The organism is Saccharopolyspora gloriosae (assembly GCF_022828475.1).
Classification (GTDB): Bacteria; Actinomycetota; Actinomycetes; order Mycobacteriales; family Pseudonocardiaceae; genus Saccharopolyspora_C; species Saccharopolyspora_C gloriosae_A.
Genome location: NZ_CP059557.1, coordinates 4,441,330 through 4,454,535, shown reverse-complemented (window position 1 = coordinate 4,454,535; position 13,206 = coordinate 4,441,330). Strand labels below are relative to the sequence as shown.

Sequence of the window (13,206 nt, the reverse complement as noted above, 5' to 3'; positions counted from 1 at the left end):
AGAGTGCTTCCTTATGAGTCTGCATTGCACGATGTGTTGCGGGAGGTTCGTGACTCTCCGTTTCTTCGTGTGGTCCACGAGAAGGTGGGTCCCGGGGGGTCGGGTGGGGATGTATCGGGACTATTTGAAATCCTGGAAGAAGATGGTTTTCCGATCGAAAAGAGGCTACAGGAGGCATACTTTCCGTATCGGTACTTTTCGCTATATTGGGTGGACCTGGACTCGAGTATCGACCTCGCAGGCGAATTTAGTGTTATGAATATCGTTGTGAGCAGTGAACGGAAACTGCTTAATTTGGACGACTTCTCCTGGCATGAGAGTGATCGGAAACTCTTGTCGGAGCTATCAATTGTCGATGATATTTCGAGGGGCGGCAACGGCCAGTTGGCCACCATGCGTTTTCGGCATGGAGTCTCCAATCCTGAGGTATGGTATTTGGATCGATTTCATACCTATGTGAAGCTAGATCTGGACTATCGAGGTTATCTTGACCAGCTTTTCGTTACGAAGGGCGTGCTCGGTTGGCAGTACCTGTTCGCCGACGTAGCTCTCGGCGAGCGGGAATACGAAAATGTAGTCCGCAACTTGCGGATGATGTTGGATATGTTTCCTCGGTACTTTCCTGGTTGGGATTACTCCCCGTTGGCTGAACGTCTGGAGGCCAGGCTATGACCCGCTACGCCGACATACCCAAGCCGATCCGGTCCGGGATTGTGATCGTCGATCCTGAGCGCGGGACGCCGCAGCGGGTCATCGTGTTGCAGTTCAACCCGGACACCCTCGAGCGGTCCGTGTCTCCGCAGTCCGCTGGTGGTGAAGGGGATTCCGGTGGCGGTGGTAGTGGATCGGGCGACAAGAACGAGGCGCTGAGGCTCAAAGGTCCCGCTGAGGAGTCGTGGAAGTTCACTGCGGAGATCGATGCGACCGATCAGTTGGAGATCGCCGCGCCGGAGGGGATTCATCCGCAGCTCGCGGCGCTGGAGATGCTGGTTCAGCCGACGACGGCTCAGCTCCGCGAGGCGACCCGCCTGGCCAAGAACGGCACCATCGAGATCAGTCCCATCGAGATGCCGTTGACCCTGTTCACCTGGGGGAGCAAGCGGGTGATTCCCGTTCGGTTGACGGAGATGTCCATCAACGAGTCCGCGTTCGACGTGAACCTGAATCCGATCCGGGCGAGCCTCAGTCTCGGCTTGAAGTTGCTGACCGTCAGCGACCTGCCCGCCGGCCACCGGGGCGCCGAGCTGTACATGGCGCACCTCGCCCAGAAGGAACGGCTCGCCGGGGTGTCCGCGTTGGGTTCGCTGGGCTCGTTAGGCGTGACCGGCGTTGGAGCAGGGAGGTAACCGCCGTGATCGAACCTTACGAGACCGCACTCGACGACATCCCGGGCGCGCACCCGTATCCGCGCACGAGCCGCTATCACGACGCCGAGATCGGGGTGCACCGCTTGCCCGACGGCACCGAGGTGCGCTACGCGAAGCGCCGCCTGCTGCCGAAGCTCCCGGACGCCGACAACACCGCCCCCCACGTCGTGAACGCCGGCGAACGCCCGGATCACTTGGGGCAGCGCTTCTTCGGCGATCCCGGCCAGTGGTGGCGGATCGCCGACGCGAATCCGGTGCTGGATCCGCGGGAGCTCACCGAGGAACCGGGCCGCGTGGTCGAGGTCCCGACGCCGGGTGGGTTCGATGTCTGAGGTCCCGATCGGTTCCGGCCCGGTGCACTTGAGCCTGCACATGGGTCCGAAGCTCACCAAACCGGTTCCGCCCGAGGTGACCGAGGCGCTGCTGTCCGCGCAGATCACCAGCACGGCGGGAGAACGCAGCGGTTTCCAGCTGGCGTTCGACCTCACCAAGAAGTCCCGGATCGTCGAACGCCTGTTACCGGAGGGCTTCTTCGACCCGAAGACCCGCGTCATCGTCGCCATCACCATCAAGGGCACGCCGACCGTCATCCTCGACGGGCTGATCGTGCGCAACGAGGTCGGTTCCAGCAACCAGCCGGGGCAGTCGACGCTCACCGTCACCGGCGAGGACCTCACCTTGCTGATGGACCTCGAAGAGCGCACCGACCGGTTCCCGAACCTGGCGCCGTCGCAGCGCGTGGAGCGCATCCTGCGCAACTACGCGGATTACGGCATCGAGAGCCGCATCATCCGCGAGCAGGTGCACCAGCCGCCGCGCGAGCAGCTCCGGGTGGACTACCAGTCGAGCACCGACCTGCAGTACGTCAACGATCTCGCCCGCGCTAACGGCTACAACTTCTACCTCGATCCCGGCCCGAGGCCGGGACGTTCCACGGCTTACTGGGGGCCGGAGCAGCGGCTCGGGCAACGCCAGCACGCGCTCAACGTCAACATGGACGTCAACTCCACTGTGGACCAGTTGACGTTCGCCTACGACGGCACGGCCCGCGAACAACCCGAGGCGCGCGTGCAGGATCCCCGGACGCGTGACGTGACGTTGCTGCCGAACCCGGACATCGGCCCGTTGCGCCCGCCGCTGGGGCTTCGCGCGTCCCCGGCGTTGAAGCGGAAACCCTTGTCCGGCACCGCGAAGATGGATCCGGAACGCGCCCGCGCGCAGGCGCTCGCGAGGGCCGCGACCTCCGCTGACGCGATCTCCGGGTCGGGGCAGCTCGACGTCAACCGGCACGGCTACGTGCTGCGGCCCCGCGAGCTCGTCGGGGTGCGGGGCGCGGGGGTGACCTACGACGGCGACTACTACGTCAAGTCCGTCACCCACAACTTGCGGGTCGGCTCGTACCAGCAGAACTTCACGCTCTCCCGCGAAGGGCTCATCGCCCGCAGCGACACCGTCCGCCCCTAGCCGAGGAAGGATCACATGCCCGACGCGTCGAACAACCGCTTCCTCGGCAAGTTCCGTGGCCGAGTCATGGACAACGAGGACCCGCTGCAGATCGGCCGCATCACCGCGCAGGTACCGGACGTGCTCGGCGACGTGACCTCCACTTGGGCGCTGCCGTGCCTGCCGTTCACGGGCAGCGGCTCGGGTCAGTACGTGGTGCCGCAGGTCGGCGCGGGCGTGTGGGTGGAATTCGAGCAGGGTGATCCGAGCTTCCCGATCTGGACGGGCTGCTGGTACGGGGACCGCGCCGAGCTGCCGCCGGACGCGCTCGGGGAACGCCAGCCCGTTGTGATCCGCACCCCGGGCGATCACAAGCTGCTCATGTCGGACGTGCCCGGCGGCGAGGGGATTCTGCTGCGCGCACCTGGCGGGGCCTACGTGCAGATCGACGAGAAGGGCGTGACCGTCGGCAACGGCCAGGGCGCCTCCGTGGAGCTCGTCGGCAACGAAGTGAACATCAACCAGGGCCGGTTGATCGTGCCCAGAAGGCAGTAGGGAGTCATTCGGAATGAGCTGCGTAGTGGGTCACCCAGCGGAACCTCAGCGGCTTCTTCGCTGCGGGATCGATTTCGCATGTTTTCCACGGCGAAATCGCCGTCCTCGCGAGGAAGCCGCTGAGAACGCGCCGATGGTCGGCCTGCTCCAGCTGGTCACCGCTCATCGGCTTCGCCGCTGACAAGACAACGAGAAACACCGTTGTGCAAGGACTTCTAAGGGGGAAAGCCGTGACCGGACGATCCGGGTATCTCGTGAACGCCGCGACCACGCTGCACTGCCCGCACGGCGGCCGCGTCCTCGCCGCCGCCGCGTCCGCGTCGGTGCGCGCCGACGGGCAGCCCGTCCGCACCACCGGCGACACGTTCGCCGTCGTCGGATGTCCGCGCACCGCGGGAGGCGACCCTTGCGTTTCGGTGCGGTGGACGCCGGATCGGGACGCGGTGCGGATCGACGGGGTGCCGGTGTTGCTGGACAGCACCGACGGGCAGTGCTTCAGCGCCGACCTGCGTCCGCAAGGGGCGCCGGTCTCCCGCGTCGACGGTCAGGGGGTGCGGTGCCGATGAGCAAGCCGCGAGCACGCGTCGACATCGCGTTCCCGTTCCGCGTCGACCGGCGGGGCCGCACCGCGCACGCCGGGCACGAAGAGCACGTGCGGGACCTGATCGAGCAGGTGCTGTTCACCAACCCGGGCGAGCGGGTGATGCGTCCCGACTTCGGCTGCGGGCTGCTCGACATCGTGTTCACGCCGAACAGTCCGGAATTGGCGGCCACGCTGGAACTGTCCGTGCACGCCGCGTTGCAGCGGTGGCTGGGTGAGCTCGTCGAAGTGGAGTCGCTGGACGTGACCGCAGACGACAACGCGGTCCGCGTCCGGTTGCAGTACCTGCTTCGGGCCACCGGGAACCGTCGGGACGAGATCTTCGAGGGGAGCGCGTTATGAGCGCGCACGAACTGGTCTGCGGTACCGACGGCAGGCGTGCCCAGGTGCGCGCGGCCCACGCGGGCGGCGTGGACGCGGTGGAGGCCGGGGACGATGCGCGCACCCTCGTGGTCACGTTCATCGGCAAGGCCCCGCACGGCGTGCGACCGGAGAACGTGCGGATCGACGGCGGCCACCGCATCACCGGCATCAACGCGGTGGAAGTGTTCGTGGAGCGGGAGAAGGACCCGGAGCTCGACGACCGGATGTACGTGACGGTGGATCGCGCCGGGGACACCACCCGATACGTCTTGTCCATTGTGGACGTCGATCCGTACGGAAGGCCCGGTGTCGAGCCGTTTCCGGGGTTCGACCAGCGCTACTTCAGCGCCGGGTTCACCTTCCGGCCCGGCCGTCCGACTCCGTTCGACCACGCGGCCGACGCCGGCTGCGAACCGGAAGTGCCGCCCGCGCCGCTGATCGACTACACCGCGCGGGACTACGACACGCTCCGGCGACTGGTGCTGGACCGGCTGGCGTTGACCGTCCCGGACTGGACCGAGCGGCTCGCCCCGGACCTCGGCGTGACCCTGGTCGAGCTGTTCGCCCACACCGCCGACCAGCTCGGCTACCAGCAGGACGCCGTCGCCACCGAGGCCTACCTGGACACCGCGCGGCGCCGGGTGTCGGTGCGCCGCCACGCGCGGCTGATCGACTACCCGATGCACGACGGGTGCAGCGCTCGCGCCTTCGTCGCCGTCGAGACCGCCGACGAACTCGTGCTGGAGCCGGGTGCGCACCGGTTCGCCGCCGTGGACGGCCGCCCGCGCGGACCGCACGACCCGCCGGAACCCGGTCCGGTCCTCAATGAGCACGACCTGGCCGAGTTGGCCGAGTACGGGTCGGTGGAGGTCTTCGAACCGGTGGCGGGAACGCCGCTGTGGTTGCGCCCGGAGCACAACGAGATCCGGTTCTGGACGTGGGGCGACGAGGTGTGCGCGCTGCCCGCGGGTGCGACGAGCGCGACGCTGCGGGACGAGTGGGCGGGCGAAGGGCGCTCGCTGGACCTGCGGCCCGGTGATCTGCTGATCCTGGAAGAGGTGCGCGGCGCGCGCAGCGGCGCTCCCGGCGACGCCGACCCGTCGAACCGGCAGGCGGTGCGGCTGACTTCCGTCACCCCCGGCGTGGACGAGCTGGTCGACCAGCCGGTCCTGGAGGTCACGTGGGGCCGGGCGGACGCGCTGAGCTTCGCGCTCTGTCTGTCCACTCTGGGCGGATACGATTGCGCGCCGGTGCCGGACGTGAGCGTGGCGCGCGGCAACGTCGCTCTCGTTGATCACGGTCACCGGCAGCCCGCACCCGAAATCGCTACCGTGCCACCGGATCCGGCCGTGCTCGCCTCGTGCAATCCGGGGTTCGGGTGCCGTGACCGGTCCGACGGCAACGAACCCGCCGAACTGCTCGGTGCGCTCATCGAGCTGACGCGCGGTGGGCGGCTGCTGACCGGAGACCACATCCGCGAACTGCACACCGCGCTGGGTGCGCAGGCCACGACCCGGGCGGGCATCGGACTGGAGAACGCCGGTCGGCGGCAGGAGAACGTCGTTCCCGAGACCGCGCACGCGCAGTCGGAGGCCCTGCGGCGGCTGCTGGCGCAGTCGGTGTACCCGGGGATCACGCCCCGGTTCCGGCCGGTGCTGCACCGCGCGCCCGTCGCGCACTCGGCGCCGTTCCCGGTGCGGCGGCACATCTCCGACGGGCAGGCCGCCCGGCTCGCGGCCATCCCGGAACGCGTCCGGCACCGGCTGGTGGAGCTGTGGCGCAGTGCGCGGGACTCCGACGGGCTCGCGGACGAGGAGATCACCGAGCTCACGGTGCTGTTCGACGCCTCCTTGCTGGAACACCTCGAACTGCGGCGGCACCCGGTGCGGGCGTTGCGGGACCTGCTGCACCGCAGCGATCAGCTGCTCGCGGCGAAGCGCCGCAGGCTGGAAGTGCTCACGGCCCGGAGCAGGGCGGGCACCGTCCTCGGCGCCGACACCTGCTGGGAGATCGCGCAGAGCTGGGGCGAGCCGTACGCCGAGGGGCTGCACCCGGACGATCCGGTGCTGCACGGCCCGGCCGCACTGGAGCAGGACCCGCGTGCCGCGTTGCCCGCGGTGCGCGTCAGCGACGGTGAGCACGACTGGTCACCGCGCCGGGACCTGCTCGACAGCGGACCGCGCGACCGCCACTTCGTCGGTGAGCTCGACGACGACGGGCGGCTGGTGCTGCGCTTCGGCGACGGTCACCACGGCGCTCGGCCGAAACCGGGAGCCAGGCTGGAGATCCATTACCGGCTCGGCGGCGGCAAGGCGGGCAACGTCGGCGCCGAAGCCATCAACCACCTGGTGCTGCACCGGGACGACTCCGGCGACCCATCGCCGGGAGTGCGGGTGCGCAACCCGCTGCCCGCTACGGGCGGCACGGAACCAGAGCCGATCGAGCAGGTCAGGCAGCTGGCGCCGCTGGACCTCCGGCGCACCAGGTTGCGCGCGGTGACCGCCGCGGACTACGCCGCGCTTGCCACCGAACTGCCCGGTGTGCAGCGGGCGGCGGCGGAGATCCGCTGGACGGGAAGCGGGCAGGAGGCGCACGTCGCCATCGACGCCGACCGCACCGGGCGGCCGGCTCCGGAACTGCTCTCGGAGGTCACCGACTTCCTCGAGCGGTATCGCCGCATCGGCCACGACCTCGTCGTCCGCCCGGCCCGGCAGGTGCCGTTGGACATCGCGCTGCGGGTGTGCGCGGCACCCGGCCACCAGCGCGGGCCGATCGTCGCCGAGCTGCTGCGGGCGTTCAGCGACCGCCGGCTGCGCGGGGGACGGCTCGGGTTCTTCCATCCCGAGGCGCTGAGCTTCGGCGACCCGGTCCGCCTGAGCCGGCTGGTCGCGGCGGCCACCGCCGTGCCGGGGGTGCGGAGCGTGCAGGTGACGAGGTTGCGCCGGTTGTTCCACGACGACGCCGGAGAACTGGAGGAAGGCGTGCTGCGGGTGCATCCACTGGAGATCGCGTGCTGCGAGAACGACCCGGAGCGCCCCGAGAACGGCGTGCTCACGTTCGACTTCGGGGGTGAACGATGAGTTGCGGATGCGGCTGCGACCGCCACGACGAACGACGCGCGCCTGCCCGGCCGCACAACCCGCCGGGACGGACCGCGCTGGAGAACCGGGTGGGGGAGCACGGCACGTTCCTCGCGGCGATGCTGGACCGGCTCGCCTCGCCCGCCCACCCGGCGCTGCGAGCGTTGACGGTGCGCACCACCGATGACCCGGCGATCGCGCTGCTCGACGCGTGGGCGGTGCTCGGTGATCTGCTGACCTTCCACTCCGAGCGGATCGCCGACGAGGGCTACCTGGGCACCGCGCACGACCACCGCTCGCTGGCCCTGCTGGGACGGCTGGTCGGGCATCGCCCGCGTCCCGGCGTCGCCGCCGACACGTTCCTCGCCTACGCGCTGGACCGGGATCCGCGAGCCGAGGACGCGTCGGTGCTGATTCCGCGCGGCGCCCGCAGCAACAGCGTGCCGAGCGCGGCCGACGAGGTGTCGCAGACGTTCGAGACCAGTGAGGACCTCACCGCCCGCTGGTCGTGGAACCGGCTGCGGGTGCGGCGGCGCCGTCCCAGCCTGCTCACCCTCGAAGACGTGGAGCAGCGGTCCGAACTGTTCGTCGCGGGCGCCCAGAATTCTTTGCGCACCGGGCAGAAACTGCTGTTCGACTTCGGCGAGCAGCGGCGGCTGCTGGCGGTCGGGAAGGTGCGGATCGACCGGGACGAGGACGTCACGGTGATCGCGCTGCCGACGGCGCCCCCGCCGACGCTGGCCGAACTGCGGGCCGAACTGGCGCAGTGGATCACGCCCGGTACCGGACAGGAACCGACTCCGCAGCAGCCGAATCCGCGGCCGATGAGCGGGTTGATCGACGACTTCGACGCCCAGGTGCTGGCCCCGTTGCGCGCCGAAGTGCCGGGGATCGGGTCGCCCGCGTACTTCGTCCAGCGCCTCGCCGACCCCTTGGAGCGGCTGGCGGAGGCGGAGGTGCTCGCCGAACCGCGTGAGCAGGTCGCGGCGTGGTTCGGCCGGTTGCGCGCGGTCGTCGCGGACCTGGTCGAACGGGCGCAGGAACTCGCCCCCGCCGCGTTGCCGGACGGACCTGGTGTGCCCGGTGACGCCCCGGAGATGCGGGTCCTCGGGTCGTTGCTGCCCGCGCTGCGCGCCCGGACGCCGCGCGCGTCGGGAGCCGTGGGCAAGCGTCGGCTGCTCACCTCCGGATCGGATCTCGGCGCGCGGTTGCTCAGCGCGCAAGGCAGGCCCGGCGAGTTGTACGCGTCGTGGCGCAACGCCGCGCCGGTGCCGGGGGTGCTCGGCGAACTGCTCGCGATGCGGGTCACGGCGGCACCGTTCGGGGCGACCGCCCCGCTGCAACCCGTGCAGGACGGCGACGGGCGGATCGTCCGGCAGGCCGACTGGCCGCTGCCCGGCGGGACGCGGACCAGCGTGCGGATCGGCTTCGACGCGGCGGGACAGCAGCCGGTGCGCGCCGAGTTCCAGCGCACCGAACCCGGCGGCGGGTGGCAGCGCGTCGAGCAGCTGCCCGCCGAGGTGGCCTTCGACTTCGGCGGCGGCCGCGTCGAACTGTCCGCCTCCGGGCAGACCCCGAACCGGGCTCGGTTCCGGACGGACGGCATCCCGGCTCCCGGCACCACCGTCCGGTTGCTGCCGGAACTCCCCGCGTTCGTGCTGTCGGTCGCCCGGCCCGACGAGCAAGGCCGCATCCACGTGAGCGTCCACAATGGAACAGTCCAGGAGTGGGATCTCGCGCCGGGTGAGGAGCGGACGGCGTTCGTCGGCCCGTACAAGCTCACCGCGCGGTACGGGTCGGGCAGCGAACCGGCGAACGTCGAGATCGCGTTCACCACCGGTACCTACCCGGGAAGCCGCGCGGTGCTGCCGCTGGACGGCCTGCACGAGGAGATCACGCCGGGCGGCCGGGTCGTGGTGGAACGTCCCCGCAAAGGCGCTCCCGGTGGAATTCCCGGCGATCCGGCGCTGGCGTTCGTCGTCACGCACGTGGTCTCGGTGCGCACCGTGTCGTACACGCAGTACGGCCTCACCGGGCGCGGTACCGAGCTCACCCTCGCCGATCCGTGGCTGGACGAGCAGGACGGGCAGCTCTCCGACATCCGGGACACCACCGTGCAAGCCGGAGGCGAACCGCTGCGCCCGGCGGACGAGCCGGTGGCCGAGGACGTGCACGGCAACACGATCGAACTCGCCGAACTGCACGAAGGGCTGCGCCCGGGCCGCTACGTGATCGTCTCCGGGGAGCGCACCGACGTGCCGGGCACCACCGGGGTGCGCGGCACCGAACCCGCGGTCATCGCCGCCGTCGACCAGCGGGCCGATCCCGCGTTGCCGGGCGACCACGTGCACACGACGCTCACGCTGACCGCCGACCTCGACCACCGCTACCGCCGTGACACGGTCGTCGTGCACGGCAACGTCGTGCCCGCCACGCACGGCGAGAGCCGTGACGAGCCGCTCGGCAGCGGCGACGCCGGCCAGGTGCACCAGACCTTCGCGCTGTGGCAGTCGCCGCTGACGTGGCTGCCCGCGAACAACCCGCTCGGCGCCACGCCCACGCTGGAGATCCGGGTCGACGGGCTGCGCTGGCACCAGGTCGACAGCCTCGCCGGACGTGGCACCGAGGAACGCGTCTACGTCGTCGGCAGCGACGCGAACGGGCACCCGACGGTGACCTTCGGCGACGGCGTGCACGGCGCCCGGCTGCCCACCGGGCACGAGAACGTGCGCGCCCGCTACCGGTTCGGCACGGGCGGAGCCGCCAACGTCGACGCCGAGCGGATCACCCAGGCCGTCACCCGTCCGCTGGGCGTCACCGGCGTCACCAACCCCTTGCCCGCCACCGGCGGCGCGGACGCCGACGGACCGGGCCTCACCCGCCGGACCGTTCCGCTGGCGGTGTCCGCGCTGGACCGGTTGGTGTCGCTGCGCGACTACGAGGACTTCGCCCGCTCCCGAGCCGGGGTCGGCCGGGCGGTGGCTCGTCGTGTCTTCGACGGCAGGCGCGAGGTGCTGCACGTGACCGTCGCCGGTGTGGACGACTATCCGATCGGACCCGACTCCGAGTTGCTGCGCACGTTGCGGGACTCGCTGGTGGAGTACGGGGATGTGCGGCTGCCGGTGCGAGTCGAGGCGCGGGAGCTGGTGCTGCTGCTGGTGTCGGCGCGGGTGAAGCTGGAACGCGACCACTCCTGGGAGTGGGTGGAACCGCGGATCCGGCACGCGCTGTTCGCGGAACTCGGTTACGGCGGACGGGAATTGGGGCAGCCCGCGCACCTGTCCGAAGCGTTGGCCGCCGCCCAATCGGTGCCCGGAGTGTCCTACGTGGACGTCGACGTGTTCGCCGGGGTACCGGACACGAGCACGCCGCACGAGCTCACCCGGCTGGCCGAGCGGCTGACCGAACCGGTCGCCACCGTCCCCGCGCGCACCGCCGAGTACGTGCAAGACCGGTACCAGGTCACCGAATCCGGCGGCGAGACGCTCAGTTCCATCGCCGCGCGCAACGGGATTCCGCTGCGCGAGTTGTTGCGGTGCAACCCCGACATCACCGATACCCGCAGGCTGCCACCCGGCCGCCGGGTGTTCGTCCACCGCGGCATCCGGCCGGCTCAGCTGGCGCTGCTGGCACCGGACGTGGCGGACACGCTGATCCTCACGGAGGTCGACCGATGAGCAGGGAACCGGACGCGTTGGCGAACCTGCTGCCCGAGTGGCACCGGCTGCGCGACGCCCAGGAGGGTGAGCCGCTGCGCGAACTGCTAGCCGTGATCGGGGAGCAGCTCGACCTGGTGCGCGACGCCATCGAGCAGCAGTACGACGACTGGTTCGTGGAGACCGCCGCGGAGTGGGCTTTGCCGTACCTCGGCGAACTGGTCGGATATCGGCGGATGCCCGGCTATGAAAGCGTATCCACGACCGGGCTGCGGGACGGCGGCGATCCGAGGGACGCGCGGCGACGGCTCGCCGAAGCGCTCGCGCCCCGGCGCGACGTGGCCGCCACCGTCGCGCACCGGCGGCGCAAGGGAGCTCTCGCGTTGCTGGAGGAACTCGCCGCCGAAGCCGCGGACCGGCCCGCGCGGGCGGTGGAGTTGTCCCGGCTGGTCGCGCACCACCAGCCGGTGAAGCTGCACGGCGCCGGAGACGACGCCCGGCTGCGGCGGGGCAGGCTCGCCGACCTCCGGGAAGGCACGGCGCTCGACCTCGCGGGCGGCCCGTTCGCCACGGTCGCACGGTCCGTGGACGTGCGGCGCGCGGACTCCCGGCACCGGCGAGGCGGCCACACCCCGGCCGGAGTCGGCCTGTTCGTGTGGCGGCTGCGGCCGCACTCGGTGACCGGGGCGCCCGCGTACTGCATCGACCGCACCCGCAGCCTCTACACGTTCTCCATCCTGGGCAACAACACGCCGCTGGTGACGAAACCGGTGCCGGAGCCGTCGGCCACCCACATCGCCACCCTCGACAACGTCCCCGCGCACATCCGGCGGCGGCAGCTGGCCGACCGCCTCGCCGACTACTACGGGCCGGGCAAGAGCTTCGTGATCCGCCTCGACGGGGAGGACCGGCCGGTGCCGCTGTCGGCGATCTCGGTGGCCGACCTGTCCGGTTGGCGCTACCGGCCCCGATACGGCCAGGTCGCGGTGGATCCGGTGCTCGGACGGATCGCGTTCGGTTCCCGCTCGGCCCCGAAGCAGGGCGTGTCGGTGGACTACCACCACGCGTTCGCCGACGACATCGGCGGCGGCGAATATCCGCGCGACCCCGAAACCTCCCCGGCCGCGCGGATCTACCGCGTCGGCCCCGGCCACGACCACAGCTTGATCATGGACGCCTATCAGGCGTGGCGCGAGGACCGGGTTCCGGAGGGGGTCATCGAGATCGCGCACAACGGTGCCCACCAAGAGGAATTGGACTTCGACCTGGAACCCGGCGACCGGCTGCAACTGCGCGCGGCCGAGGGAACCAGGCCGGTGATCAGGTTGCTCGACACCTACAGCAACCGGCCGGACGCGCTCAACATCCGGGTGCCGCAGGACATCGGCGACGCGGACCGGCCGCGGATGGTGCTCGACGGGCTGCTGATCACCGGGCGCGGCATCAGCGTCACCGGACCGTTGGAGGCCCTGGAACTCCGCCACTGCACCCTGGTTCCCGGGTGGTCCTTGGAACCCGAGTGCGAACCGCACGCACCCGCCGAAGCGAGCCTGCTGCTGGACCGCACCACCACCTGCGTGGAGATCGACCGCAGCATCCTCGGCACCATCACGGTCATCGGCGACGAGGTCAGCACCGATCCGCTGCCGATCCACCTCCGCGACAGCGTCCTCGACGCGACCGGCCACGACCGGGAGGCGCTGTCCGCGCCGGACTGCCGCCACGCGCACGCGGTACTGCACGCGCACCGCAGCACCGTGTTCGGCGAGGTGCTGACCCACGCGGTGCGGATCGCGGAGAACAGCCTGTTCACCGGCCGGATGCACGTGGCCCGCCGCGGAATCGGGGACCTGCGCTACAGCTACGTGCCGCCCGGTTCCCGCACCCCGCGCAGGCACCGCTGCCCGGCGGACCTGGACCCCGAGGTGCGGCCGGTGTTCGCCGGTGAGCGCTACGGCACGCCGCACTACGCGCGGCCGGCGGCGAACTGCCCGGTGGCGATCCGGCGCGGCGCCGAGGACGGGTCCGAGCTCGGCGTCTTCCACGACCTGTACGAGCCGCAACGCGAGGACAACCTGCGTGCGCGCCTGGCCGAGCACGTCCCCGCCGGGGCCGACGCGGGCCTGATCTTCGTCTCCTGA

10 protein-coding genes are annotated in these 13,206 nt (G+C 70.6%); all 10 read left to right on the top strand.

All coding sequences use genetic code 11. The annotated features are described in order from the left end of the window. Nucleotides 1–3 precede the first annotated feature (3 nt). The 10 genes from H2Q94_RS19240 to H2Q94_RS19195 all read left to right on the top strand — a co-directional run bounded on the left by H2Q94_RS19240 (nucleotide 4) and on the right by H2Q94_RS19195 (nucleotide 13,206). On the top strand, nucleotides 4–672 hold the full coding sequence (locus H2Q94_RS19240; protein WP_243788591.1) for a hypothetical protein: 669 nt from the start codon (nucleotides 4–6) through the stop codon (nucleotides 670–672). Further along, on the top strand, nucleotides 669–1,346 hold the full coding sequence (locus tag H2Q94_RS19235) for a hypothetical protein (RefSeq protein WP_243788590.1): 678 nt from the start codon (nucleotides 669–671) through the stop codon (nucleotides 1,344–1,346). Before H2Q94_RS19240 ends, H2Q94_RS19235 begins: the two co-directional genes overlap by 4 nt. Nucleotides 1,347–1,351: 5 nt before the next feature. Further along, nucleotides 1,352–1,699 carry a LysM peptidoglycan-binding domain-containing protein gene (locus H2Q94_RS19230; RefSeq protein ID WP_243788589.1) on the top strand — a complete coding sequence of 116 codons (348 nt, stop codon included), beginning with the start codon at nucleotides 1,352–1,354 and terminating at the stop codon, nucleotides 1,697–1,699. Continuing rightward, nucleotides 1,692–2,831: a hypothetical protein gene (locus H2Q94_RS19225; protein WP_243788588.1), complete on the top strand. Its 1,140-nt coding sequence runs from the start codon at nucleotides 1,692–1,694 to the stop codon at nucleotides 2,829–2,831. Before H2Q94_RS19230 ends, H2Q94_RS19225 begins: the two co-directional genes overlap by 8 nt. 15 nt (nucleotides 2,832–2,846) lie before the next feature. Continuing rightward, nucleotides 2,847–3,365, top strand: a complete 519-nt coding sequence (locus H2Q94_RS19220; protein ID WP_243788587.1) for a phage baseplate assembly protein V — start codon at nucleotides 2,847–2,849, stop codon at nucleotides 3,363–3,365. 230 nt (nucleotides 3,366–3,595) lie between these two features. Then, nucleotides 3,596–3,931, top strand: a complete 336-nt coding sequence (locus H2Q94_RS19215; RefSeq protein WP_243788586.1) for a hypothetical protein — start codon at nucleotides 3,596–3,598, stop codon at nucleotides 3,929–3,931. Continuing rightward, nucleotides 3,928–4,308 carry a GPW/gp25 family protein gene (locus tag H2Q94_RS19210; protein ID WP_243788585.1) on the top strand — a complete coding sequence of 127 codons (381 nt, stop codon included), beginning with the start codon at nucleotides 3,928–3,930 and terminating at the stop codon, nucleotides 4,306–4,308. The genes H2Q94_RS19215 and H2Q94_RS19210 overlap by 4 nt, the downstream gene beginning before the upstream one ends. Continuing rightward, nucleotides 4,305–7,409 (top strand): putative baseplate assembly protein, encoded by a 3,105-nt coding sequence (locus H2Q94_RS19205; RefSeq protein WP_243788584.1) that lies wholly within the window; start codon nucleotides 4,305–4,307, stop codon nucleotides 7,407–7,409. The genes H2Q94_RS19210 and H2Q94_RS19205 overlap by 4 nt, the downstream gene beginning before the upstream one ends. Beyond that, the gene (locus tag H2Q94_RS19200; RefSeq protein WP_243788583.1) at nucleotides 7,406–11,086 is read left to right on the top strand and encodes a putative baseplate assembly protein; all 3,681 of its coding nucleotides are present in this window, start codon (nucleotides 7,406–7,408) and stop codon (nucleotides 11,084–11,086) included. Before H2Q94_RS19205 ends, H2Q94_RS19200 begins: the two co-directional genes overlap by 4 nt. After that, nucleotides 11,083–13,206, top strand: a complete 2,124-nt coding sequence (locus H2Q94_RS19195; protein WP_243788582.1) for a hypothetical protein — start codon at nucleotides 11,083–11,085, stop codon at nucleotides 13,204–13,206. The genes H2Q94_RS19200 and H2Q94_RS19195 overlap by 4 nt, the downstream gene beginning before the upstream one ends.